24 protein-coding genes are annotated in these 24782 nt (G+C 70.8%); 10 read left to right on the plus strand and 14 right to left on the minus strand.

Annotated features, from left to right (window positions below):
* Nucleotides 1-5 precede the first annotated feature (5 nt).
* Nucleotides 6-425: an ASCH domain-containing protein gene (locus tag H9633_RS04465; RefSeq protein WP_071642208.1), complete on the plus strand. Its 420-nt coding sequence runs from the start codon at nucleotides 6-8 to the stop codon at nucleotides 423-425.
* Between the two features lie 132 nt (nucleotides 426-557).
* Here the strand turns inward: H9633_RS04465 and H9633_RS04470 are convergent, their stop codons facing one another.
* A complete protein-coding gene (locus H9633_RS04470; protein ID WP_191712230.1) occupies nucleotides 558-2816 on the minus strand; it encodes a DEAD/DEAH box helicase in 2259 nt (752 codons plus the stop codon).
* A 247-nt stretch (nucleotides 2817-3063) separates the two neighbouring features.
* Here H9633_RS04470 and H9633_RS04475 point away from each other — a divergent pair, with 247 nt between their 5' ends.
* Nucleotides 3064-3981: an aldose 1-epimerase family protein gene (locus H9633_RS04475; RefSeq protein ID WP_071642206.1), complete on the plus strand. Its 918-nt coding sequence runs from the start codon at nucleotides 3064-3066 to the stop codon at nucleotides 3979-3981.
* Nucleotides 3982-3994: 13 nt separating this feature from the next.
* Here H9633_RS04475 and H9633_RS04480 read toward each other — a convergent pair whose 3' ends face one another.
* The 4 genes from H9633_RS04480 to H9633_RS04495 all read right to left on the minus strand — a co-directional run bounded on the left by H9633_RS04480 (nucleotide 3995) and on the right by H9633_RS04495 (nucleotide 8593).
* A complete protein-coding gene (locus H9633_RS04480) occupies nucleotides 3995-7189 on the minus strand; it encodes an efflux RND transporter permease subunit (protein ID WP_191712231.1) in 3195 nt (1064 codons plus the stop codon).
* Between the two features lie 11 nt (nucleotides 7190-7200).
* Entirely contained in the window at nucleotides 7201-7773 is a 573-nt protein-coding gene (locus H9633_RS04485; RefSeq protein ID WP_071642204.1) for a TetR/AcrR family transcriptional regulator, read from the minus strand.
* Nucleotides 7774-7844: 71 nt separating this feature from the next.
* Nucleotides 7845-8207: a fluoride efflux transporter FluC gene (locus H9633_RS04490; RefSeq protein WP_071642203.1), complete on the minus strand. Its 363-nt coding sequence runs from the start codon at nucleotides 8205-8207 to the stop codon at nucleotides 7845-7847.
* Entirely contained in the window at nucleotides 8204-8593 is a 390-nt protein-coding gene (locus H9633_RS04495; RefSeq protein WP_318247193.1) for a fluoride efflux transporter FluC, read from the minus strand. Before H9633_RS04495 ends, H9633_RS04490 begins: the two co-directional genes overlap by 4 nt.
* Nucleotides 8594-8709: 116 nt before the next feature.
* Here H9633_RS04495 and H9633_RS04500 point away from each other — a divergent pair, with 116 nt between their 5' ends.
* Nucleotides 8710-9426: a Pr6Pr family membrane protein gene (locus tag H9633_RS04500; protein WP_318247194.1), complete on the plus strand. Its 717-nt coding sequence runs from the start codon at nucleotides 8710-8712 to the stop codon at nucleotides 9424-9426.
* Here the strand turns inward: H9633_RS04500 and H9633_RS04505 are convergent.
* On the minus strand, nucleotides 9350-10735 hold the full coding sequence (locus H9633_RS04505) for a flavin monoamine oxidase family protein (RefSeq protein ID WP_191712233.1): 1386 nt from the start codon (nucleotides 10733-10735) through the stop codon (nucleotides 9350-9352). The two genes, H9633_RS04500 and H9633_RS04505, sit on opposite strands and share 77 nt — an antisense overlap.
* 217 nt (nucleotides 10736-10952) lie before the next feature.
* Here H9633_RS04505 and H9633_RS04510 point away from each other — a divergent pair, with 217 nt between their 5' ends.
* Nucleotides 10953-11792, plus strand: a complete 840-nt coding sequence (locus H9633_RS04510) for a DUF4097 family beta strand repeat-containing protein (RefSeq protein WP_191712234.1) — start codon at nucleotides 10953-10955, stop codon at nucleotides 11790-11792.
* On the plus strand, nucleotides 11789-12427 hold the full coding sequence (locus H9633_RS04515) for a PadR family transcriptional regulator (protein WP_071642199.1): 639 nt from the start codon (nucleotides 11789-11791) through the stop codon (nucleotides 12425-12427). The genes H9633_RS04510 and H9633_RS04515 overlap by 4 nt, the downstream gene beginning before the upstream one ends.
* 47 nt (nucleotides 12428-12474) lie before the next feature.
* On the opposite strand, the gene H9633_RS04520 is transcribed toward H9633_RS04515, so the two are convergent.
* Nucleotides 12475-13656, minus strand: a complete 1182-nt coding sequence (locus H9633_RS04520; RefSeq protein ID WP_191712235.1) for an MFS transporter — start codon at nucleotides 13654-13656, stop codon at nucleotides 12475-12477.
* An 86-nt stretch (nucleotides 13657-13742) separates the two neighbouring features.
* Nucleotides 13743-14285: a universal stress protein gene (locus H9633_RS04525; protein ID WP_071642197.1), complete on the minus strand. Its 543-nt coding sequence runs from the start codon at nucleotides 14283-14285 to the stop codon at nucleotides 13743-13745.
* 153 nt (nucleotides 14286-14438) lie between these two features.
* Here H9633_RS04525 and H9633_RS04530 point away from each other — a divergent pair, with 153 nt between their 5' ends.
* The gene (locus H9633_RS04530) at nucleotides 14439-14624 is read left to right on the plus strand and encodes a DUF3073 domain-containing protein (RefSeq protein ID WP_071642212.1); all 186 of its coding nucleotides are present in this window, start codon (nucleotides 14439-14441) and stop codon (nucleotides 14622-14624) included.
* An 84-nt stretch (nucleotides 14625-14708) separates the two neighbouring features.
* Here H9633_RS04530 and H9633_RS04535 read toward each other — a convergent pair whose 3' ends face one another.
* From H9633_RS04535 to purM, 3 genes are read right to left on the minus strand one after another with little or no spacing between them, the layout of a single operon-like run.
* A complete protein-coding gene (locus H9633_RS04535; RefSeq protein ID WP_191712236.1) occupies nucleotides 14709-15995 on the minus strand; it encodes an MFS transporter in 1287 nt (428 codons plus the stop codon).
* Nucleotides 15992-17458 carry an amidophosphoribosyltransferase gene (purF, locus tag H9633_RS04540; RefSeq protein WP_191712237.1) on the minus strand — a complete coding sequence of 489 codons (1467 nt, stop codon included), beginning with the start codon at nucleotides 17456-17458 and terminating at the stop codon, nucleotides 15992-15994. Before purF ends, H9633_RS04535 begins: the two co-directional genes overlap by 4 nt.
* 5 nt (nucleotides 17459-17463) lie before the next feature.
* Nucleotides 17464-18579, minus strand: coding sequence for a phosphoribosylformylglycinamidine cyclo-ligase (purM, locus tag H9633_RS04545; RefSeq protein ID WP_191712238.1), 1116 nt, complete (start codon nucleotides 18577-18579; stop codon nucleotides 17464-17466).
* A 232-nt stretch (nucleotides 18580-18811) separates the two neighbouring features.
* Here purM and H9633_RS04550 point away from each other — a divergent pair, with 232 nt between their 5' ends.
* Nucleotides 18812-19123, plus strand: a complete 312-nt coding sequence (locus H9633_RS04550) for a hypothetical protein (protein ID WP_143187160.1) — start codon at nucleotides 18812-18814, stop codon at nucleotides 19121-19123.
* 112 nt (nucleotides 19124-19235) lie between these two features.
* Nucleotides 19236-19835, plus strand: coding sequence for a zinc-binding alcohol dehydrogenase (locus H9633_RS04555; RefSeq protein ID WP_071642192.1), 600 nt, complete (start codon nucleotides 19236-19238; stop codon nucleotides 19833-19835).
* 5 nt (nucleotides 19836-19840) lie between these two features.
* Here H9633_RS04555 and H9633_RS04560 read toward each other — a convergent pair whose 3' ends face one another.
* Together H9633_RS04560 and H9633_RS04565 are read right to left on the minus strand one after the other, a co-directional pair.
* Nucleotides 19841-20164, minus strand: coding sequence for a hypothetical protein (locus H9633_RS04560; protein ID WP_071642191.1), 324 nt, complete (start codon nucleotides 20162-20164; stop codon nucleotides 19841-19843).
* Nucleotides 20165-20215: 51 nt separating this feature from the next.
* Nucleotides 20216-20572 carry a sterol carrier family protein gene (locus tag H9633_RS04565; protein WP_191712239.1) on the minus strand — a complete coding sequence of 119 codons (357 nt, stop codon included), beginning with the start codon at nucleotides 20570-20572 and terminating at the stop codon, nucleotides 20216-20218.
* Nucleotides 20573-20632: 60 nt separating this feature from the next.
* Here H9633_RS04565 and H9633_RS04570 point away from each other — a divergent pair, with 60 nt between their 5' ends.
* The gene (locus H9633_RS04570) at nucleotides 20633-21313 is read left to right on the plus strand and encodes an NUDIX hydrolase (protein WP_191712240.1); all 681 of its coding nucleotides are present in this window, start codon (nucleotides 20633-20635) and stop codon (nucleotides 21311-21313) included.
* A gap of 81 nt (nucleotides 21314-21394) precedes the next feature.
* Nucleotides 21395-22672, plus strand: a complete 1278-nt coding sequence (gene purD / locus H9633_RS04575) for a phosphoribosylamine--glycine ligase (protein ID WP_191712241.1) — start codon at nucleotides 21395-21397, stop codon at nucleotides 22670-22672.
* Nucleotides 22673-22798: 126 nt separating this feature from the next.
* Here the strand turns inward: purD and H9633_RS04580 are convergent, their stop codons facing one another.
* Nucleotides 22799-24637 (minus strand): heavy metal translocating P-type ATPase, encoded by a 1839-nt coding sequence (locus tag H9633_RS04580; protein WP_191712242.1) that lies wholly within the window; start codon nucleotides 24635-24637, stop codon nucleotides 22799-22801.
* Nucleotides 24638-24782: the final 145 nt, after the last annotated feature.

The raw sequence follows: 24782 nt of genomic DNA on the forward strand, positions 1-24782 counted from the left end.
AGCGGATGTCGACGCCTGATGACCTGCCCGTCTCCGAGTACGCCTTCCCGGGGTCGCTGCGCGACCGGCTGGTGGGGGCGATCCTCGCGGGCGAGAAGATCACGACGACCTTCCTGCTGCGTGAGCTCGAGATCGACGACGAGCCGATGCCCGCCGTCGGCGACCGCGCGGCGGTGGTCGACTCCGCGGGACGACCTGTAGGCGTCGAGACCATCGAGGATGTGCGCGTCGTTCGTCTCGCGGACGTCGATCTCGCGCACGCTCTCGGCGAGGGCGAGGGCTACGCGACCGTCGCCGAATGGCGAGCCGGGCACGAGAGCTTCTGGCACGGCCAGGAGTACCGCGAGTACGTGGGCGACCCGGAGTTCCACGTCGACGACGACACCCTCGCCGTGCTGGTGCGGTTCAGCTTCCAAGCGGGGTGACCCACGGTCGGGTTCTGCTCGCAGCCCGGTCGACGAGCCGCGGACTCCACCACGGCTCCGGAGATCCGACAGCGAAGCCGCCGGATTCGGGCACGAGCGCGAATCCGACGGCTTCTCGGCGGTGGGGGCAGGTCAGGCGGTGAGCTCGGCCTCGCTCGGCATCCGACCGGCGATCTCCTCGATCACGTCGTCACCGGGAGCCGCCTGCTCGAACGGCGCGTCGATCTCGGCGCGGCCGAGCAGATCCTCCATGCGGCGACGACGCTGACGGGTGATCAGCGTGACCACACGGCCCGAGCGACCGGCGCGGCCCGTGCGGCCGGAGCGGTGCAGGTACGTCTTGTACTCGTCGGGAGCGTCGGCCTGCACGACGAGGTCGATGTCGTCGACATGGATGCCGCGGGCGGCGACATCCGTGGCGACGAGCACCTGCACCTTGCCGGCCGTCAGCTTCTGCAGGTTGCGCGTGCGCTTGGCCTGGTTCAGGTCGCCGTGCAGCGAGACCGCGGCGATGCCGGCGTCTTCGAACTGCTCGGCGAGCATCTCGGCATAGGCGCGGGTGCGCGCGAAGACCAGCGTCTGTCCGTCGCGGTCGACGAGCGAGGTGAGCACATCGGCCTTGTCGCGGTGCTCGATGACGAGCACGCGGTGGTCGATGGTGCTGGAGTCCTGATCCTCACCGGCGACCTCGTAGACGGCCGGGTCGACGAGGAACTCGTCGACGATGGCCGCGACCTCGCGGTCGAGCGTGGCCGAGAACAGCAGCTTCTGGCTGGTGGCGCCGTCGGGGAGGGCGGTGCCGGTCTTGCGCAGGATGCGCTGCACCGGCTCGGCGAACCCGAGCTCGGCCATGTGGTCGGCCTCGTCGAGCACCGCGATGCGCACCTCGGAGAGGTCGAGCTTGCGCTGCTCGATCAGGTCTTCGATGCGGCCGGGGGTGCCGATGATGATGTCGACGCCCTTGTTCAGGGCACCCACCTGGCGCGCCTGGGGCACGCCGCCGTAGATCTGGGTGGTGAACAGGCCGACGCTGCGCGCGATCGGCTGCACGGTGCGGTCGATCTGCAGCGCCAGCTCGCGGGTCGGGGCGAGGATGATCGCACGCGGCTTGCGGCCGAACTCCCGGCGCGTGCCCTTCTGCGACAGCAGGATGCTCTCGACGAGCGGTGCGCCGAACGCGATCGTCTTTCCTGAACCGGTGCGGCCCCGGCCGAGCACGTCTCGCCCCTGCAGAATGCTGGGGATCGTCGCGGCCTGGATCGGGAACGGCGTCGCTGCGCCCATGTTCTTCAGGATCTCGACGATGTTCGAGCCGATCCCCAGGTCACCGAAGGTCACATCTGCGACCTCGGTGGCCTGGACGGCCTCCGCCTCGAGCCGCTCGTGCACCACGTCGACCTGCTCGTCGTGCGCCTTCGCGGTCGAGGTGGCATTCCAGTCGCTGCGGTTGGGGCGGGCGTCGCGGTTCTGCCGTGCCGGGCGCGCGTCGCGGTCGAAACGGGGGCGCTCGCTGCGCTCGAAGCCACCGCGGCGGTCATCGCGTGCCGGGCGGGCGTCCCGGTCGAAACGGTCGGTCCGGGCGGGGCGGGTGTCGCGATCGAACCGGCCGCCGCGCTCCGGGCGGGCGTCGCGGTCGAAACGAGGACGGTCTGATCCGCCGCGACGCTCATCACGAGCGGGGCGGGCATCACGGTCGAAACGGTCGGTGCGGGCGTAGCCGGAGCGCTCGTCACGCGCGGGACGGGCCTCACGGTCGAAACGGTCGTTCCGCGCCGGACGGGCATCGCGATCGACACCACCCCGGCGGTCGAAGCCGCCGCGCTCGTTGCGGGCCGGGCGTTCGCGGCGGTCGAAGCCGCCGCGCTCGTTGCGGTCGAAGCCGCGGTCCCCGCGGTCGTCGCGCGCCGGACGCGCATCCCGACCGAACCGGTCATCGCGCGCCGGACGCGCATCCCGACCGAACCGGTCATCACGCGCCGGACGCGAGTCCCGACCGAACCGGTCGTTGCGGTCGAAGCCACGGCCCCCGCGGTCGTCGCGGTCGCCGCGGTGGTGCGGAGCCTCGCGGCGACCGGACTCGGCGCGGTTGCGGATCGAGCGGGCCTCGTCGCGACCCGCACGCTGCGTGTCCGACCAGCGCCCCTTCGACGCCGAGCCCTCGGCGTCCGTGGGGCGGTAGCCCCGGTGCTTCGGGCTCACGCTGCCCGGGCGGCGGTCGGCGCGGGCATCCGATGAGAAGGAGCGGCGCTCCGCGCCGTCCGTGCGGCGGTCGCCGTCGCGCGACGGACGTCCGCCGGAGTGGCGCTCGTGGAACGAGGGTCCGCTCTTCGCGTACCGCGGCTCGAAGTTGCGCGACGGGCGTCCGCCCTTGGGCTTGCCGTTCTTGGGCATGGTGTTTCCTGACTGTCTCTGACACGAGAACAGCGTCCGCTCCGCGGGCACAGAGATCAGCGCGCGTGGGACATACCCGAGCATCCGTCGACCGGGGCCATTCATGTGATGGTTATGAACCATCGGCCCCTGAGCTCACAGTGAGCATGAGTAGTGCTCGGAAGAACCGCGTGACGCGGGTGCTCGAAGCCGACTCCTTCCAGAATACCGGGCTTTGCTGAGAGAGTGCCCGCCGTACGATGACCTCATGCCTCTTGACGATGTGATCGGCTCCCCCACCGGCATCCAGATCCACCTGCGACGTGGCGACGTGACGGCGCAGATCGCGCAGGTCGGCGCTTCACTGCGCCATCTCACCGTCGGCGACGTCGAGATCGTGCCGCCCTACCCGGCCGATCAGCCGACGCCCTCGTGCTCGGGCGTCGTGCTGGCGCCCTGGCCGAACCGCATCCGCGGCGGGGTCTGGCAGGACGGCGACGCCGAGCGCGCCCTGTCGATCAGCGAGCCGAAGTTCCGCAACGCCAGCCACGGGCTGCTGCGCTACACCGCGTACGAGATCGTCGAGCACACCGATGATGCCGTCACTCTCGCCGCGAACATCGTGCCGCAGACCGGCTACCCGTATCTCGTGGCGACATCGGTGACCTACGCGCTGACGGATGCCGGGATGGATGTCACGCACACGCTCACCAACCACTCGACCGACCCGGCGCCGGTCGCGCTCGGCACCCACCCCTTCTTCGTCGTCGACGGGGTCGACTCACGAGAGCTGGTGCTGCGGCTGCCGGCCGAGACGTACTTCGAGACCGATGACCGGATGCTGCCGGTCGGCGAGAGCCCGGTCTCGTCGGCGACCGACCTGCGCGAGGGCCGTCGTCTCGGCGACGTTCAGCTCGACACCGGGTACGCCAACCTGCACCGCGACGCCGACGGCTACGTGCGCACCACGCTCTCCGCCCCGGACGGCCGCACGGTGACGCTGCAGCAGGGCCCGGGGTTCGACTACGTGCAGGCGTTCACGACCGACAAGTACCCCGGGCGACCGCTCGCCGTGGCGATCGAGCCGATGACGGCGCCCGCCGACGCCTTCAACTCCGGCCGCGGGCTGCGCCGCCTCGCCGCAGGCGAAGCGTGGAGGCTGCAGTGGGGCATCCGCTTCGACTGAGCGGCCCGCCGGCTCATTCGTGCGCGTCAGCCGCGCGCAGCTGACGCCGCGTGAGGGCGACCCCGTCGGCCGGTGCGGCGGCAGGTGTCGGCCCTCCGGCATCCGGCCCTTCGGCATCCGGACCGCCGGCATCCGGACCGCCGGCATCCGGACCTCCGGTGCGCTTCGCGTGACGGCGCTCCTTCGCCCCCTCGACGAGGTTGTAGAGCGTCGGCAGCACGATGAGGGTGAGCACGGTCGACGACACGAGTCCGCCGATCACGACGATCGCGAGCGGCTGCGAGATGAACCCGCCGTGCCCGGTGATCCCCAGTGCCATCGGCGTCAGCGCGAAGATCGTCGCGAGCGCGGTCATGAGGATCGGCCGCAGACGCTTCTCACCTCCCGCCATCACCGCCTCGGGCGTGGTGAGCCCCTTCGACCGGTACTGGTTGACCAGATCGACGAGCACGATCGCGTTCGTCACCACGATGCCGATCAGCATCAGCACGCCGATCAGCGAGGCGACGCCCAGCGGCACACCGGTCACGATCTGCAGCAGGATCGCGCCGGTCGCGGCGAACGGCACCGACACGAGCAGCAGCAGCGGCTGACGCAGCGACTTGAACGTCGCGACCATCACCACGTAGACGATGAGGATCGCCGCGAGCATCGCCAGTCCGAGCTGCGAGAACGAGTCGGCCTGCTGCTCGGCGACGCCGCCCACCTCGGCGCGAGCGCCGTCGGGCAGGTCGACCGCGGCGAGCGCCGCGGTGACCGATGCGGTGGCGACGGCGAGGTCGTCGGATGCCGGCGGCACGGTGATCGTGGCCGTGCGGCGTCCCTGCTCGGTCGAGATCGAGGTGGGGCCCTCACGCTGCTCGACGGTCGCGAGCTCCTGCAGCGGCACAGGTCCGGTGGCGGTGGGGATGGACAGCTGCTTCAGCGCCTCGACGGATGTCGGCGGTTCGGGGTCGACGAGGTACACCGTGAGAGCGCTGTCGTCGACCTCGACCGAGCCGATCTGCTGCGGACGCATCGTGCCCGAGACGATCGATCCGACCGCGACCTCCGACAGTCCTCGCGCGGCGGCGGCCTCGCGGTCGACGACCACGGCGATGTAGGGCAGTGAGGCCGACAGGTTGTTCGTGACCTGGCCGATGCCGTCGCGTCCCTCGAGCTCCTTCATGAGTGCGTCGGTGCCGGCCTGCAGATCCTCCGCGTTCGGGGCGGTCACCGTGACCGCGATGTCGCTCGAGCCGAATCCGCCGCCGCTCGCCGCGACGGTGATCTCACCGGCGTCGTCGAGACCGTCGACCTTCTTCTGCACGTCAGCGCGCAGCTGCTCCTGATCGACCTCGTCGCTGGTCTGGATCGAGTACGTGATGCCCGCGCCGCCCGAGAACGCGTCGCGCAGAGCCGATCCGCTCGAGCCGATCGACGCCTGCACATGCGTGATCCCGTCGAGGCCGTCGAGGGCCTCCTCGACCTTCTTCGCCGCCTCGGACTTCGCCTCCAGGCTCGCGGTCTCGCCGATGTCCTGCGTGACGGTCATGGTGTTCTGGCCGGAGTCGCTGAGGAAGTTGATCTTCATCAGCGGCGCGGCGGCGAGCGTGCCCGCGAGCACGAGCACCGCGAGCACGACGGTCACCGCGGAGTGCTTCAGGGTCCAGCCGAGGATCGGCCGGTACATCCGCTGCAGTGCCGTGGGCGGGGCATCCGGATGCTCGGGATCGATGCGCGAGCCGTCCGCCGCGAGCAGCGGCTTGCCCGGCCGCAGGAACCAGTACGCGAGCACCGGCACGATGGTCAGCGCGACGAGCAGCGACGCGACCATCGCGATGGTCACGGTCATCGCGAAGGGTCGGAACAGCTCGCCGACCATGTCGCCGACGAACACGATCGGCAGGAACACCGCCACGGTCGTGATGGTCGAGGCGGTGATCGCCGATGCCACTTCGCGCACGGCCAATCGGATCGCTGCGCCCTTGTCGGCCCCCTCGACGTAGTGCCGCTTGATGTTCTCGATCACCACGATCGAGTCGTCGACGACGCGGCCGATCGCGATCGTGAGCGCGCCGAGGGTGAGCACGTTGAGCGAGTACCCGAACGCCTGCAGCCCGATGAAGGTGATCAGCACGCTGGTGGGGATCGAGATCGCGGTGACCAGGGTCGAGCGGATCGACAGCAGGAAGACGAGGATGACGAGCACGGCGAACGCCAGACCGAGCATGCCCTCGGTGGCGAGCGTCTCGATCGACTGCTGGATGTACGGCGCCTGGTCGAAGATGACGGTGAACTCGGCGTCCGGGAACGTGTCGCCGAGCTCGTCGAGCGCGGCCAGCACGCCCTGCGAGACCTCGACCGTGTTCGCCGCGGGCAGCTTGGTGACCGCGATCGACAGCGCGTCCTCACCGTCGACGCGGGAGATCGACGTGACCGGATCGGCCACCTGCGCCACGTCGGCGACCTCGCCGATCGTGAGATCGGTGCCGCTCAGCGGCAGGGCCGCGACGTCTGCGGCGGAGGTGAGCTTCGCGCCGGACTGCACGGTGAGCGTCTCGCCGGCCTCGGTGATGTCACCGCCCGGCAGCAGCACGCCGTTCTGCTCGAGTGCCTGGCTGATCGCCTGCGTCGTCTGCCCTGCCGCGAACAGCTTCGCCCGGTCGGGGGTGATCGTGATGCGCTGGCCGACGCCGCCGACGATCTCGGCGGCGTTGACGCCGTCGACGTCTTCGAGTTCGGGGATCACCGTGGTCTCGAGGTCCTGCTGCGCGGTCTCCGAGTCGTCGAAGCCGGTGACGGCGATCTGGATGACGGGGAAGTCGTCGATCGAGACGCTGAGCACCTGCGGGCTGACGTCATCGGGCAGCTGCTGCGAGATGCGGTTGATCGCCTGCTGCATCTTCTGCTCGGCCGTGGCGAGATCGGTGCCGTAGGCGAACATCGCCTGCACGATCGACGCGTTGGTGGTGCTCGTGGCGCTGCTCGACTCCAGGCCGGGCACGCCCTGGATGGCTTTCTCGATCGGGGTGGAGACGTCGTTCTCGACCACCTCGGGCGATGCGCCGGGGTAGGTGCTCATGACCACCAGCGCCGGCAGCTCGAGCGAGGGGATCAGCTCCTGCTTGAGGTTGGTGAGCGCCAGGCCGCCGAAGACGGCGGAGACGACGGTGATCAGCGCGATGAGTGCGCGGTTGCGCAGGCTGAGGATGGCGAGGTTCGACACGCGGTGCTCTTTCAGTCGCTCGTGGTCGTAGGTTCGGTGCCGAGGATGCCGGCGAGGGCGTTCTCGATCAGAGACGCGTTCAGCGTCTCGTCGTGGATGCGGGCGTGCCAGAGCACGCCGTCGATGAAGACGGCCGCGGCGGTCGCCCGCTCTACGCCGTAGGCGGGGATGAGGAAGCCGGTCATCCGCTCCGACCACCGCCGGGCCATGGCGCGCAGCTGGGGATCGTCGACGGCGGCGGTCACGACGGCGCGGTCGGCCTCGAGTGCGCGCGCGTCGGCGAGCGCCTGCACGATCAGCTGCGTCAGCACCTGCGGGGTCGCGCCGCGCTGCTCCAGCGCTGAGCGGATGCCGTCGACGCGAGCGTCGAGCTCGGCGACCAGGTGATGCAGAGCCTGCGAGCGCAGGTCGTCGAGCGTGGCGAAGTAGTGCGTGGTCGCACCGAGGGGCACGCCCGCGCGAGCGGCGATCAGACGGTGAGTGACCGCGCTCACCCCCAACTCGAGGATCAGCTCGGCTGTCGCGGCGATGATCTCGGTACGGCGCGCCTCGGGATCACGACGGCGGCGTGGCGGCTCGCTCATGACCCTCCCGGGCACTCAAGATGTACGTCTGTACATTATGCGCGCCCGAACCTGTGGCCTGACTGGCAACCTCAGCCCAGCGCGCTCCCGCAGGCGAGGCCGACCAGCGCGGCGACGAGCGAGAGCACAAGCATCCCGACCACATCGACGACCGCCGCGCGCCGCGCGCCGTCCCGCCACAGCGAGACCGCGTCGATCATCGCCGTGCTGAAGGTGGTGTAGCCGCCGAGGAACCCGGCACCCACGACGAAGGCGCTGCCGGGAAGCATCCCGACCACCACGCCCAGCAGCAGCGAGCCGGTCACGTTGATCACCATCACGCCCCACGGGAAGCGCGAGCGGGCGATGCCCGCGATGCCGATGTCGATCAGGTACCGGGCGGCGGCGCCGAGTCCGCCGCAGGCGGCGGCCAGCGCAAACACCAGCGGACTCACGACGCCCGCCCGACGCGGAAGGATCCGCCGATCCGCAGGCCGAGCCACGCGGACACCAGCCCGCCGCCGACGCTCGCGACGACGTATCCCACGGCGCGCGCGGGCGAGTCGGCCCACAGCTCGACGCTGTCGAGCGCGAACGCGCTGTACGTGGTGAATCCGCCCAGCATCCCGGTGCCGAGCAGGATCCGCAGGTCGGATGCGGGAAGACGAGCGGTCAGGATGCCGAGCAGCATGGCCCCCGCGATGTTGGCCACCAGCACCGCGACGGGGGCGTCGGCGATGAGCATCCCGAGCCCGAGGCGGGCGGCGGTGCCGACCGTCCCGCCCACCGCGGCCAGCCCCGCCCGACGGATGACGGTGCGCACGGGGGTCGGGGTGGTCACTGCGCCACTCTAGCCGCGCGCCTGCCCGCGGTCGCTCGCCCGCCGTTGCATAGACTCGAAGCGGTGGTGCGGCTGCGCCCCCGATGCCGCCGGACCGCCGGGAGGACGACGCTCGAGTGCTCACGCGAAGGATCTTCGGCTGGTCTCGTCTGGCGACCGCCGCCGTGTGCATCGCGGCGCTGGTGCACCGGATGCTGTGGGGCATGGGCTCGCAGACCATGGCCGGCTCGAACTTCTTCGCCTATCTGACGATCCAGTCGAACACCGCGTTCGCTGTGCTGGCTGTCGTCGCCGGGGTCGTCGCCCTGCGCCGCGAGGAGGATCCGGCGTGGCTGACCACGGCTCGCGCCCTCGTGCTCAGCTGGACGATCACCGCCGGTCTCGCGTTCGCGCTCATCGTGTGGCAGGCCGGCGAGCACGGCATCCCGATCACCGTCCCCTGGTCGGACGTCGTGCTGCATTTCGTGCTGCCGGCGTGGGCGGTCGTCGCGTGGGTGTTCGGCCCCGGCCGGCGTGAAGCGTCGTGGCGCGTGGTGCCGTTCGTGCTGCTGTATCCGGTGGCGTGGGGCGTCTTCACGATCTGGCGCGGCACCGTCATCGGCTGGTATCCGTACTACTTCCTCGACCTGCGCCAGGTGTCCGGCGTGGGCGAGATGGTGCTCAGCTGCGCGCTGGCCCTGGCGATCTTCGCCGGGGTCGCGGTCGCGCTCGTGCTGCTCAGCAAGGTGCGGCCCACGGTTGCGCCGTGGGGCGAGATCAGCCCTCGTCGTCTGCCGGCGCTGCGAAGAACGCGAGCGAGGCGCGCGCCGCGGCCGTGGCGTCGCGCTCGCTGAGCTCGGCGAAACGCTCGGCGTCCGCGCCGCCGACGAGACCGACGAGCACCGGCTCACCGGTGAACGGCTGGAGGTTCAGCCAGGTGCGGATCAGCGCGTCTCCCCCGGCCACGTGCCAGATGGTCGCCTCGGTCGTCCAGAACGCCTCGTCGAAGCGCATCCATGCCGTCTCGATGAAACCGGATGCGAGTGCCGCGATCGCGCCCCGATGCGAGAAGGGCAGCGCGGGGGCGAACTCGATCCCCTGCTTCTGCAGCACCCCGAGGGGCGCGGTGACGATCACGCGGTCGTACGAGAGCGCCTCGCCGGTGCCCAGTCGCAGGCTGACCCCGCGGTCGTCGTACGCGATGCGCGCGACGGGCGACGCCGTCGCCACCTTCACGCCCTCCAGCTGATCGCCGAGGTATGCGTCGAGGTCGCCGATCATGCCGTGCACGCCGTCGCCGGGGAAGTGGGGCGGATACCAGCTGGACGCACGCGACGGATCGGCCCCCGTCATCGCCGCCATCCAGGCGAGCGACGCCGAGAGCGCCGGGTCGTCGAGGTCGGCGCCGTTCGCGGCGAGTGCGTCGGTGATCGCCGCGTCGGATGCCTGTGCCTGGGCCTTCTCGACGGCCTGGGCGATCGGCGCGCCGTCGAGCCCCTCGGTCTCGCCCTCTGCGTTCCACGTCGTCGCGGTGTCGAGTGCGAGCGAGCGATCGCCCAGGTCGACCAGCCGGCCGTCGAGCGACGCGAGGTCCGCTTCGCTGAGCAGCCAGGCGCCGAGCTGCGGAGGGATCGGCCACTGCTCGTCATCGGCGATGCTGCGGATGCGACCTCCGATGTGCTCGCGCGCTTCGAACAGGGTGACCTCGTGGCCGGCATCCGCAAGCATCCGGGCCGCGATCACTCCGGCTGCACCCGCGCCGACGATGGCCAGACGCTCGGTGTCGTCGCTCGCCGAGATGAGCGCGAGCGCCGCCCGCCGTGCGTCGTCGACGGCTCCGACCAGCGTGCCGGGATGGTCGGAGTCGGTGGCCTCGCCGGCGAAGAACAGCCGGTCGAGCACGGGTTCGGCGAGGCGCTGGCGTTCGGTGGGATCGGCGCCTGCGGGCAGGTAACTGGTCGATCCGTGCGAATACGGGTCGGTGGCCCACGTGCTGCGCAGCCAGCCGGCCGGCGCGGGCACCGCCTCGGGCGCGGTCGGCCGGGGCATCGGCGTCCTGGTGCGAGTGGGCGCGGGCTGCGGCTCGGGCGTGCAGGCGGAGAGCAGCAGTCCGACGGCGCCCGCCCCGGCGCCGACGAGCAGGGTGCGGCGCGTGATGCTCATCGTGCTTGCCAGACTACCCGCGGCGGTCGGTGGGGTCAGTGTCGTGTCGCGACACGTCGTGGTTCCACGCTTTCGAATCGCTCAACGTGCAGCGTTCGACCTCTGCAACAGGGCAGTCAAGCGATTCGAAAGCGGCAGGGGTAGCACATCGAGATATATCGTGTTACGGTTCCTTCAACGCGATATATCTCGATATCCGCCATCCAAGGAGAACCCCATGACCGAGAAGTGGCTCATCGCCCCCGGCGAGGAACGAGTGATCGACATCGACTCCGCGTCGCGCCTGAAGGTCGGCCTCGTCGGCGGACAGGTCGACGTGATCGCACACGACGAACCCGGCATCCGCATCGAGGTGCGCGGTGTCACCGTGAAGGACCTGCGCATCGAGTCCGACGGCACCCAGGTCGAGATCGACCACCCCCAGATCGGGTGGGACAACTTCCTCGACGTGTTCCGCAACTTCGGGGCGGGCGGCCCCAAGGCCGAGGTGAGCATCGCCGTGCCCCGCGCCATCGCCCTCACACTCGGTGTCGTCAGCGCCGGCGCGCTGGTCTCGGGCATCCGCAACGACGCCAAGCTCAACACCGTGTCGGGTGACCTGATCGCCGACGGCATCACCGGCGACCTCACCGCCAACTCGGTGTCGGGCGACGTGCAGGTGCGGGCACTGACAGGCTCGATCAACGCGAACAGCGTCTCGGGCGACGTCGCCGTGACCGGCAGCCTGCGCAAGGCGACCGTCGACACCGTGTCCGGCTCGATCCTCATCGACGCCGTCGGCGACATGAACACCATCAACCTCAACACCGTCTCGGGTGGCACGACCGTGCGACTCGACGAGACACTGCCCGCGAACTACGTGCTGCGCAGCATGACCGGGCGGATCACGGTCGACGGCGTCGAGCGCTCGAGCGGCGGGCCGGGCAGCTACGCCGGTCAGGTCGGCGAGCTGTCCGGCAGCTTCGTCGACGTGCGCGCGAACTCCGTCTCCGGCGGGGTCACGGTGCTGCGTCGCCCGCAGGTGTCGGTGGCAGACGACGCGGAGTGGGAATCATGAGCCCCGCGGTCTTCTCGCACGGCGATCTGCGGCTGTACCTGCTGTCGCTGCTCGCCGAGGCGCCGCAGCACGGCTACGGCATCATCCAGGCGCTCACCGATCGCACCGGCGGCACGTACACCCCCAGCGCCGGCACGATCTACCCGCGTCTGGCGAAGCTCGAGGAGGAGGGCCTGGTGACCAAGACCGTCGACGGGCGCACCACGATCTACGCCATCACCGACGCCGGCCGCGCCGAGCTCAGCGCCCGCGAGGGCGATCTGGCAGGCATCGAGCAGGGCCTCGCCGATTCGGTGCGGCTGATCGCGAACGAGGTGCGCCAGAGCGTGCAGGATGCCATGCGCAGCCTGCGCGCCGACCTCGCCACCGCCGCCCACGAGGAGCAGCGCGCAGCGAAGTCGCGCCCCCGCTTCGACGGGATGAGCGGCGAGCGCGCCACCAGCCGCGAGCACCTGCAGCGGGCGGATGCCTCGATCAACGCGTTCCGTGCTCAGCTGCGCACCGATCTGCGCACGCATGTCGCTCGTGGAGGCTCGCTTCCGGCATCCGTCGTCACCGAGCTCGAGCACGCGATGGACGAGGCGGCCCGCGCCGTCACCCGTGCGCTGAGCGCGCTGCCGACCGACAAGCAGTAATACCTTCGAGACCCTCCCCCGCCTGGGCGGGTGAGGGTCTCGTCGTGTCAGGGGCGACGCTCGCTCGCCTGGGGCCCGGATGCCAGGGCCAGACCGATCAGAGCCTGCAGCACCGCACCGACGACCATGGCCACCAGCACCGGGCCCCACTCGCCGCCGGCGCCGTACCAGGCGCCCGCCGCCAGCGGTCCGATGGTGGAGATGGCGTAGCCGACGCCCTGCGCGACACCGGACACGCGCGTCGCCTCGGCTGCCCCCGAACCCGAGCGGGCGATCAGCGCGAGGGTCAGCGGGAAGGCCGCCATGCCCGTTCCGATCAGCACGCTCCACAGCTCGGGAGCCGAGGTCGGCGCCAGCCACAGTCCCAGCAGCCCGGCCGCGGAGCCGGCGGACACCCCGACCACGCCGACGCGGACCCCGCGGAGCGTGTGCGCCATGCTCACCGCGATCAGGCCGGCCGGGATGCTGACGACGATCACGATGCCGAGCAGCACGCCCGCACGGGCGGGGCTGATCCCCGCATCCACGGCTATCGTCGGCAGCCACCCCATCACGATGAAGGCGAGCAGCGCCTGCAGCGCGAAGAAGCCGGTGAGCGGCCAGGTACCCCGCGGCAGCGGCGGACGCGACGACGAGGTGGGTGCGCTCAGCGCCGCGTCGACGTCATGACCGCGCGAGGCGGCGATCCAGACGCCGAAGGCGAGCACGGCGAACACGGCCCACGCTCCGAGGCCGAGCGTCGCCGAGCCGAGCGCGTGCGCGATCGGCACCCCTGCTGCGGCGCCGATCGCGCTCGATGCGGAGAGCACGGTCGTGTACGCGGTCGTCACCGAGCGCATGCGGCTGCCGCTCGTCGCCCGCACGAGGGCGGGGAGCATGACGTTCACGACCGCGATGCCGGCCATCGCGAGCATCGTCCCGCCGACGATCGCGACCGGCTGCGGAACGAAGCGCGCCAGCATCCCCACGGCGACCGCCCCCATCGCCCAGGTGACGGCCGCCGCTGCGCCGATCCGCCGACTCAGCCATGGCGTGACGACCCCGCCGATGGCGAACATGGCGGTCGGCACGGCGGGGACGACGATCGCGGCCTGCGGCGTCAGCGCGCCCTCGTCGAGGAGCAGGGGCAGCAGCACCGACGCCGTCGTGACCGCGAGGCGCAGGTTGACGGCGAGCAGCAGCAGCGCGGTCAGCATGAGCGCGAACGCGCGACGAGAGGACGGTGTCACCTGTCCATTGAATGCGGCGGCCACCGACGGCGCCAATCGGTTTCGGTGCGCGGAGCCGCTAGCGGGAAGCGGAGCCGCCTGCCGGCTTATTCCGTCCAGATGTCCTTCTGGTCGTCCGGCACCGTGTCGCCCTGCGGGACGACGAGCACGGATCGGTGCTGGCGGTGTGCCAGTCGGGCCGCGACGGAGCCGGTGAAGAACTCGCGGATCGACTCGCCCAGACCGCGCTTGCGGGTGCCGACCACGATCAGCTGGGCATCGAGCTTCTCTGCCAGCTGCTTGATCGCCAGGGCCGGGTCGCCGACCAGCTGGCGTGCCGTCCACGGCACGTCCACGTCGGCGAGAGCCTGCTCGGCCGCCCGCTGCACATCCTCGAACTCGGCGGCGCCGGCGTCGAGGTTGAGGTCGATCGGAGCGGAGTGCACGTAGCCGTCCGGATCCTCGTACGTGACGAAGCGCGTCACGTCGACGTGCACGACGACGAGGGGGGCGCTCAGCAGCCGCGCGTAGCGCAGCGCCTCGTCCAGGACGTGCGGTGGCTGACCCGGCTGGATGCCGACGATCACCGCTTTCTGCAGTGCCGCGTTCTGTGCCGCTTCCTCAGCTGCTCGGGGCGTGGAATCCGTCATGTCGATCCTTCCGCAGGGCGGCCGCAGGACGGCCGGATGCTCTGGCGTGCGTGCTATCCTGAATGCTACTCTTACCGGCTTCACGCCGGTGCCGTGAATATCATCGGGCCCGTCACGAGCCCGCTGCTGAACTCGTATAAGGGGGTCTCGCGCATGGGCCGTGGCCGTCAGAAGGCGAAGCACACCAAGATCGCCCGCGAACTCAAGTCGTACAGTCCCGACGTGAACTTCTCTGCGCTGGAGAGTGAGCTCGGGCACCCGACGTCAGACGACCAGTACGTCGACAAGTGGGCCGACTTGTACGCGGACGAAGACGAAGAAGAGCTCGAGCGAGCCTGACCTCGACTCGCGCAGGAACCCTGGCGACCGGCATACGCCGCGTCGGCCAGGGTTTCGTCGTCGTTCGGGCCGGAGGACCGGTGCTCACCAGCGTCCGTGCCGGCGCTCCCACTCGTCCTCGACCGTGACGCGGCGACCCGCGACGAGTCCGGCGGGGAAGGTGAGCACGAGCACGGCGGCGACGGCGATGAGCGGGATGCTCCAGCCGCCGGTCGCGTCGTGCAGGATTCCGACGAGCGCCGGGAAGATCGCGGCGAGCACGTAGCCCGCGCTCTGCACGAAGCTCGACAGCAGCACCGCGCTCTCGGGTGTGCGGGTGCGGATGCTGATCAGCACGAGCGCCAGCGGGAAGAGCAGCCCGACCAGGCCGAACAGGGTCATCCAGAGCCAGAGCAGCTCAGGCACCGGTGCGAGCATGATGCCCAGCAGCCCGGCGAGAGCCGAGAGCGACCCGAACACGAACAGCGGCCGCGTGGCCTGGAACCGCACGACCAGCACGGGCACGATGAGCGACGCCGGCAGGCCGATGAACGCCCACAGCGACAGCAGGAAGCCGGCGGTCGCGGCATCCACCCCTGCGGTGTCGATCAGGATCGACGGCAGCCATGCGAACGACACGTACGCCATCGTCGACGAGGTGCCGAAGGTCATCGCCAGCGCCCACACCAGAGGGATCCGCGCGAGACGGGCGAACAGACGTCGGTTGCTCGGCGCGGTGGCGATCGGTCCCGTGGCGGAGAAGACGGTGTCCTCATCCGCGGAGTCGGACGCCGGCGTCGCGGCGGCGGCGGCCGGAGCGTCGGGACGGAGCATCATGACCAGCCAGGGGATCACTCCGGCGAGGGCGAAGGCAGCCCACATCGCCACCGAGAAGCGCCAGCCGGCAGCATCCGCCACGGGAACGGCGAGCAGCGGCGGCACGAACGTCGAGAACGCCATGGTGGCGGTGTACACCGTCATCATCAGCCCGATACGGTCGGCGAAGTACGTCTTGACCAGCGGCGGCAGCAGGATGTTGGCCATGCCCACCCCGGCGAACACCACCGCCGTGCCCACCAGCAGGCCGGTCGCGTCGACCGCGAGGCTGCGCCCGATGAGCCCCACGGTGACGGCGGTCAGGGCGATGACCGTCAGCCGCTCGATGCCCAGCCGCCGCTCGAGCATCGGGGTGAGGATGCCGAACACCGCGAAGCACGCGGGCGGCAGCGTGCCGATCACACCGAGCACGGCCGACGACACCTCGAAGTCCTCGCCGATCAGGTCGACGACGGGCGAGAGCGAGGCGACGGCAGAGCGCAGCGAGAAGGCGCAGAGCAGGATGCCGAGCACGGCCAGCACCCTGCCGCGCCAGAGCGGCCGCGGGCCGATCACGAGGTCTGCGACTGCTCTACCCAGGCGAGGTACTCGGGCGTGACGGCGCCGGTGACATACCGTCCGTCGAAGCAGCTCATGTCGAGGTCGGTCAGGTCGGTTCCCTCGATGATCGCCGCCTTCAGATCGTCGACCTCCTGGTAGACGATGCGGTCGCAGCCGAGCTCCTCGGCGATCTCGGGAATGGTGCGCCCGTGCGCGATCAGCTCGTGCTTCGAGGGCATGTTGATGCCGTACACGTGCGGGTAGCGCACCGGCGGCGCCGCCGAGGCGAAGATCACCGACTTCGCGCCGGCATCCCTGGCCATCTGGATGATCTGCTGACTGGTGGTGCCGCGCACGATCGAGTCGTCGATCAGCAGCACGTTCTTGCCGCGGAACTCCGCCGACATCGCGTTGAGCTTCTGGCGCACGCTCTTCTTGCGCACCGCCTGCCCGGGCATGATGAACGTGCGACCGACATAGCGGTTCTTGTAGAAGCCCTCGCGGTACTCCTTGCCGAGCTTGCGGGCGACCTCCATCGCCGAAGGACGCGACGAGTCGGGGATCGGCATGACCACGTCGATCTCATCGAGCGGCACATGCTTGGCGATGGTGTCGGCGAGCTTGTCGCCCATGCGCAGGCGCGACTCGTACACCGAGACGCCGTTCATCACCGAGTCGGGCCTGGCGAGGTAGACGTACTCGAACGCGCACGGCACGAGCTGCGGGTTCTCGGCGCACTGGCGGGTGAACAGCTCACCGTCGTTCGAGATGAAGATCGCCTCGCCCGGCTCGACCTCGCGCACGATCTCGTAGTCGGCGTTCTCGAGCACGAGCGATTCGCTGGTCACGACCCATTCGTCCTGGCCACCGGGGGTGCCGGCCGCACGGCGACCGAGGATGAGCGGACGGATGCCGAACGGGTCGCGGAACGCGAGCAGACCGTACCCGGCGATGATCGCGATGACCGCGTAGGCGCCTTCGATGCGGGCGTGCGTGCGCTCGACCGCCTCGAAGATGCGCTCGGGATCCAGGTCTACGGTGGAGGTCGAGGTCTGCAGTTCGCCGGCGAGCACGTTCAGCAGCAGCTCGGTGTCGCTCGACGAGTTCAGGTGGCGGCGGTAGCGGTCGGCCATGTCGGCCGTGAGCTCACGGGTGTTGGTGAGGTTGCCGTTGTGGATGAGCACGATGCCGTACGGCGCGTTCACGTAGAAGGGCTGCATCTCCTCCTCGCTCGACGCGGTGCCCTTGGTGGCGTAGCGCACGTGCCCCAGGCCGATGGTGCCCAGCAGCGACCGCATGTCGCGGGTGCGGAACGCCTCGCGCACCATGCCCTCGGCCTTCGCCATGTGCATGACGCCGTTGGGCTCCGCGGTGGCGATGCCCGTGGCGTCCTGCCCGCGATGCTGCAGCAGCAGCAGGGCGTCGTAGATGTCCTGGTTGACCGGGCCGCCTGCGACCATTCCGACGATGCCGCACATGGGTGTTACTTCACTCCGTCCGCGTACGCGCCCACCAGGCGCACCGCTCCGCCGTCGACGCCCTTGGCGCCTTCCTCGAACCCGCCCTCCGGACGCGCACCCGTGTGCACGGTCGCGACCTGCCAGGTGGCGATGCCCTGCGCGCCGATGGCGGCGATCGCAGCTTCCGCCTTGTCGGCGGCGACGACAGCGAGGAATCCGATGCCGAGGTTCCACGTGCCCTCGGTGTCGACGATCGGGGTGCCTGCGATGTCGGCCAGCACCTGGAACACCGGGCTGGGCGTCCACGTCGAGCGGTCGACCTCGGCCCAGCTGCCCTGGGGCAGGACGCGCGCGAGATTCGCCGCGATCCCCCCGCCGGTCACGTGGCTCAGTGAGTGCACCGCTCCGGGCAGCGTCTCGAGGAGCGTCAGCAGCGGCGTCGTGTACAGCCGCGTCGGCTCGAGCAGAGCCTCGCCCCACGTGCCGCCCAGGTCGGCCGCGTTGTCTCCGTAGCCGATGCCCGCGTTCGCGACGATGTGCCGCACGAGCGAGTACCCGTTCGAGTGCAGTCCGCTCGATCCGAGCGCGATCACGGCATCGCCGTCCTGCACGAGGTGCGCGCCGAGCATGGCATCCGCCTCGACGACCCCGGTCGCCGCGCCCGCCACGTCGTAGTCGCGCGGACCCAGAAGGCCCGGATGCTCGGCCGTCTCGCCGCCGACGAGGGCGGTGCCGGTCGCCGAGCACGCCTCGGCGATGCCGCGCACGATGTCGGCGATGCGCTCGGGGACGACCTTGCCGCACGCGATGTAGTCGGTCATGAACAGCGGCTTGGCGCCGACCACGACGATGTCGTCGACCACCATCCCGACGAGGTCCTGCCCGATCGTGTCGTGCTTGTCGATGGCCTGCGCGATCGCGACCTTCGTGCCCACGCCATCGGTGCTGCTGGCCAGCCGCGGACGCCGGTAGCCGAGCAGCGCGCTGGCGTCGAACATGCCCGCGAAGCCGCCGACACCCCCGAGCACCTCGGGCCCGTGCGTCGCGCGCACGGAGGCCTTCATGAGTTCGACGGCGAGATCGCCGGCGGCGGTGTCGACACCGGCCTGAGCATAGGGATTGGTGGGGGAGTCTGCCACCAGTACAGCGTACCGGCACGCGGGGGCCCCTGCCCCCTCGTGACGAGCCGGTCGGCGCGCTCCGGCACGGTGACCTGCTAATATGGGTGGTTGCGCGACATTCCGCCGTATCTCACCGGCACAGCGCACACATCCAGGCCGGGCATGAGTGGCCGATCCGCACCGATGCGGGTTTCGGCGCCCCGATCGAATCACCGCCGGCAGCATGCTGCCCGCAGACAGACCAGAGACCATGAGCAGTACCGATACTTCCGCGCGCTCCGGCGCGCCCATTCACGACCGCGACCCCGCGGCCGACACCGAACCCGCAGAGCTGGCCTGGCGTCAGGCCGATGAAGACGTGTTCGTCGCGACGAGCCGGGGCGAGTTCGCCGGCTTCGTGACCGTCGACGACACCGCCCACGTCGTGCACGACCGCCACAGCCGCCGCATCGGCTGCTACCCCAGCCTCGCCGCGGCTCGACAGGCACTGGTGGATGCCACGCGTCCGCCCTCCCGCAGTCGCGAGCGTCTGCACCGCCGCATCCTCTCCCGTCGCCGCTGAGGCGCACCCGTCGGCGGAGCACCCGCCGGCGAGCACCCGCCGACGGAGCACCCGCCGCGACGCGGGCCGCAAGAGCCGCGCGCAAGATCATGAAGGACCCTACGATGGGGCCATGGTCGACAAGCCGCAGTGGCTGATCCGCGAAGACGCCGGCACCTCGGTGCTGGTCGCGCTCGCACTGCGGCAGCTGCTGGGCATCCGGGCCCCCGACGATCTGCCGGCGCTGCGCGGACTCGAGGTGCGCCGGCCCGACGCGACCGAGGTCGACGACGCACTCGAGAAGCAGTGGCGCGAGTACTGGGACATGACCGTCGAGCCGCGCGCGCACCGCTCGGAGGTTCCGCTGGAGCTCGTCGAGGGCTTCGACACCCTCATCGCGCTGCCGTCCACCGGCGCGGAGGATCTGCGCGACGCGATCATCCCGCACGCGCAGACCGTGCTGCACTACGCGCAGCGTGCGCACAACAGATACGTCGACTCGGTCAGCTCATCCGGCGGCTCGTACCGCGCCTACGCCAGTGCGATCGCCGAGTTCGAGCGCGAGATCGGCAGACGCGCGCACTCGTTCGAGCTGAACGTTCAGGTGCTGCCGTTCACGCAGCGCGGCATCTGGTGGATCGGCTCACTGAGCGTCGCCGTCACCGACGGACTGCGGCGTGATGTGGTGGCGTTCGACGCGGCGATGCGACCGGTGATCGCCGAGCTCGCCTAACTCGCCTAGAGCTGACCGTCGTCGGCGACCACGCGCTCATGCTCGACGGTGACGACGCGAGCATGCCGGCGGGCGGCGCGGTCGAGGCCGACGGCGATGATGCCGCCGAGTGCGACGCCGATCGGAACCGTCCACAGCAGCGCGAAGCCGAACACCTGTCCGGGTGGGTAGACCACGCCGAGCACGTCGGACGGCTCGTACGAGCCGAGCAGCGTCAGGATGCCCGCGACGACGATCCCCAGCACGGCGCCCGTCACCATGAAGACGCCGTAGCGCGGCACGGGGCGGATCGTCGCTTCGACGGTCGAGTGACTGGCTGTTCCGGACATGCTCCCATTCTCCCACGCGCTCGCTGTGCGCGGGCCTGCGGCCCGCGCGACTCAGGGGCGCAGCGGGAGCAGGTCGGAGAGGTCCGCACGGGTTCCCGATGCCGCCACGCGGCCGGCGGCCACGGCATCCGCCCACCGCTCGGCCCCGGTGGCAAGAGCGATCCACGTGCTCGCGTCCATCTCGACCACGTTCGGCGGTGTGCCGCGGGTGTGCCGCGGCCCCTGCACGACCTGCACGGCGCCGAACGGCGGCACCCGCACCTCGACGCTGTTGCCCGGCGCCTTCTCGTCGAGCAGCTGCAGCAGATAGCGCACCGCCATCGCCGTCACCGCGCGGGCGGCCCCGCCGGCGGCGACCGCCACGAGCGCGTCTCGTCCTGCGGCCGTGTCGATCCTGCGTGCGGGCATGCCACCAGGCTAAGCCGCGCTCAGCGATCGCTGGGCACCGCGGGCCTAGGCTCGAGAGCGATGACCGGTTCTGCTGACGAGATGCGCGGCGCGCGCGCTGAGCTGCTCGCGGCGGCCGCCCGTGCCGACGAGTGGACGCCGCGCCTGCCGATGCCCGTCGACGACGTGTGGCCGGCATCGGTGCTGATCCTGTTCGGCCGGCTGGACAGCATCCCGGCCCGCGCCGACGACGAGACGGTGTCGGCCGACCTCGACGTGCTGCTGCAGCGTCGCTCGGCCACCCTGTCGTCGCACCCGGGGCAGGTGTCGTTCCCTGGCGGCGGGTACGAGGAGCAGGATGCCGACGCCGTCGCCACCGCGCTGCGCGAAGCGCAGGAGGAGACCGGACTCGACCCGCAGGGCGTCGAAGTGCTCGCGTCGCTGCCCGAGATCCCCCTCGCGGTGAGCAGTTTCCTCGTGACTCCGGTGCTCGCCTGGTGGCGCGAGCCGTCACGGGTCGCCGCGGTCGACCACGCCGAGACGGTCGAGGTGTTCCGCGTGCCCGTCGCGCAGCTCGTCGACCCGGCCCACCGCTTCACCGCGGTGCTGCGGCGGGACGGCCACACCTACCGCGGACCGGCGTTCGACGTGGACGGCACGATCGTGTGGGGCTTCACGGCCGGCATCCTCGACGCGCTGTTCGAGGCGACCGGCTGGGCGCAGCCCTGGGATCGAGCCGTCGAGCGACCCGTCTCGGTCTGACCCGGCGCCGTCCGACTGGTGTCCGCCCCTGAGCCGCGTCATGGTCTGAGTCGGGCGAGGCCGCGCCGGTAGGCTGGCCGCATGAAGATCCTCGTCCTCGGCTCGGGCGCGCGCGAGCACGCGATCATCCTCTCCCTGCGGTCCGAAGCGGACGATCACGAGATCTTCGCCGCCCCCGGCAACGCCGGAATCGCGCAGGACGCCACCCTCGTCGACCTCGACCAGCTCGACGGCGCCGCGATCGCGGCGTTCGCCAACGAGCGCGGTGTCGACCTCGTCGTGGTCGGCCCCGAGGCGCCTCTGGTCGCCGGTGTGGCCGACGTGCTGCGCGAGCGCGGCATCCCGGTGTTCGGTCCCGGTCGCGCCGCCGCTCAGCTCGAGGGCTCGAAGGCGTTCGCGAAGCGGATCATGGATGCCGCGGGCGTGCCGACGGGGCGCGCGGTGCGCGCATCGACGCAAGCAGAGGTGGAGGCCGCGTTCGATGACCTCGGCGCCCCGCACGTCGTGAAAGCCGACGGTCTGGCGGCGGGCAAGGGCGTCATCGTGACCACCGACCGCGCGGAGGCCCTGGCGCACGCCGAGCACTACCTGCCGGCCGGCCCCGTGCTGATCGAGGAGTTCCTCACCGGCCCCGAGGTGTCGCTCTTCTTCCTCAGCGACGGCGACACTGTGCGAGCGCTGAGCCCCGCGCAGGACTTCAAGCGCGCGCTCGACGGCGACGGCGGACCGAACACCGGCGGCATGGGCGCCTATTCGCCGCTGCCGTGGCTGGCCGACGACTTCGGCAGCGTCGAGGCGTTCGTCGCCGAGGTGACCGACACGGTCGCGCTGCCCGTGGTGCGTCAGCTCGACGCCGAGGGCACCCCGTTCATCGGGCTGCTCTACGCCGGCCTGATCCTCACTCCCGCCGGCGTGCGCGTGATCGAGTTCAACGCGCGCTTCGGCGACCCCGAGACACAGGTCGTGCTGCCGCGCCTGCGCACCCCGCTGTCCAGACTGCTTCTGGCAGCGGCATCCGGCACCCTCGAGGACGAACCGCAGCCCGAGTTCTCCTCAGACGTCGCGATCACCGTGGTGCTCGCCAGCGAGGGCTACCCCGAGGCGCCGCAGACCGGGCGGATGATCGAGGGGCTCGCCGATGCGGCATCCGTCGACGGCGTCTCGGTCGTGCACGCGGCGACCGGTGCTCCCGACGCACCGGGCGGATCACTCGTCGCGACCGGCGGGCGGGTGCTGAACGTCGTCGCGACCGGGTCGGACTTCGCGGATGCCAGGGCCCGGGCTTACGAGGCCATCGGCCGCATCTCGCTCGACGGCGCGCACTACCGCCACGACATCGCGGCGCGCGTCGCGGAATAGCAGACTCCCCCCCGTCGCACACCTGTCGGCGACATGAACGGATGTCGGCGGAATCAGCTGATTCCTGCCGACATCCGTGGTTCTCGCCGACATCCGTGCGAACCGCGCGCGCCGCGGAGTAGTCGATTAGCGCGGCTTCGGGCCGGTGAGCGCCCGCAGCGCGTACAGGATCGTGGCGAGGTCGACGAACTCCTGGATGAAGGCGCCCGCCACGGCAGGGATCAGGCCGGTCGTGGCGATGAGCATGAGGCCGACGCTGAGCACGATGCCGATCCAGATCGCCGTGTAGGCGACCTGCAGGGTGTGCCGGCCGATCTCGGTGGCACGCAGCACCGGCAGCAGCGAGTCCTTCAGCACCACGGCATCCGCCGCCTCGCCCGCGGCCGTCGATCCCCGCGCTCCCATCGCGACACCGACGTCGGCCGCGGCCAGCACGGGGGCGTCGTTCACGCCGTCGCCCACCATCAGCAGCGGGCGCGGCGCCATCTCGGCGGCGAGCGACACCTTCTGCCCCGGCAGCAGCTCGGCATGCACTTCGGTGACGCCCAGCGGCGACGCGATCGCTTCCGCCGTCGCCTCGGCGTCGCCGGTGAGCATGACGATCCGCCCCACACCTCTCGCCCGCAGCCCGGCCACGACCGCCGCGGCCTCGGGCCGCACGGCATCCGCCAGCACGAGCGCACCCGCGAAGCGCCCGTCGATGGCCACGTACGCGGCGAGCTGACCCGACACGAGCTCGGTGCGTCGGGTCTCGGGGGCGAGTGAGGTGACGTAGGCGGGTTTGCCCACCACGACGACGTGCCCCTCGATCGTGGCGGTGACGCCGTTGGTCGCGATCTCCTCGGCGAACGCGGCCGGTGCGAGCCGCAGCCCGCGGTCGACCGCCGCGCGGCGCACCCCCTCCGCGAGGACGTGGCTGGAGTACTGCTCTGCGGATGCCGCGAGGCGCAGCACCTCATCGGCATCCATCCCGACGGCGGCGCGCACCTCGACGAGCTCGGGCCGGCCCTGGGTCAGCGTGCCGGTCTTGTCGAACGCCGCCGAGCGCACCCGCGCGAGCTGCTCGATGACGCCACCGCCCTTGACGATCACCCCCTCCTTCGCCGAGCGCGACAGGCCGCCCAGGAAGGCCACCGGGGCGGCGATGAGCAGCGGGCACGGAGTCGCGAGCACGAGCACCTGAGCGAAGCGCAGCGGGTCGCCGGCGATCCACCAGGCGACGCCGGCGATCAGCAGCGAGACCAGCGTGAAGGGCACGGCGAACCGGTCGGCCAGGCGCACCGTGGGCGCCTTGCTCTGCTGCGCCTCGTGCACCAGCGCGATGATCTGCTGATACTGACTGTCTGCACTGCGGCGCAGGGCGCGGACGCGCACGGCGTTCGAGCCGTTCACGACCCCCGAGAGCACCTCCTCGCCGGCTACGCGCGAGACGGGCAGGCTCTCCCCGGTCAGCGACGACTCGTCGAAGCTCGCACGTTCGCTGAGCAGCACGGCATCGACCGGGACGATCTCGGACGGTCGCACCAGCAGCTCCATGTCGGGCACGACCTCGCCGACGGGGACGTCGCGCGTCGACGCGTCGGTGCCGTTCTCGACGACATGCGCCGTCTGCGGCGAGCGGTCGAGCAGGGCGGTCAGGTCGCGGGCCGCCCGGCGTGATGCGTAGTCTTCGAGCGCCTCTCCTCCGGACAGCATCAGCACGATGACGAGTGAAGCGATGTACTCGCCGACCAGCAGGGTGGCGACCATGGCGATGAGGGCGAGGATGTCGAGGCCGAAATGCGCGCGCAGGATGTCGCGCACCATGTCCCAGGCGGTGATCGCGATCACCACTCCGACGGCGACGGTCGCGATCCAGCGGCCCGCGTCGTGCAGGCCGGCGAGCGAGAGCAGCGTCACGGCGATGGTGGCGAGCACGCCTCCGGCGAGCAGGGGGTACAGCCGTGCGAGTCGCAGAAGCCTCATGGTCACACTCTGCCCGACATCCCGCAGAATGCGCGGGTCTGTCGGCGCGCGGACCGAGGACGGATGTCGGTCGATTGCACGGATGTCGCCGAGATCAAGCCGTTCCGACCGATATCCGTGGTTTTCGCCGACATCCGTCCCGGAT

The sequence above is a fragment of the Microbacterium commune genome (assembly GCF_014836945.1).
In the GTDB taxonomy this organism is placed as follows: Bacteria; Actinomycetota; Actinomycetes; order Actinomycetales; family Microbacteriaceae; genus Microbacterium; species Microbacterium commune.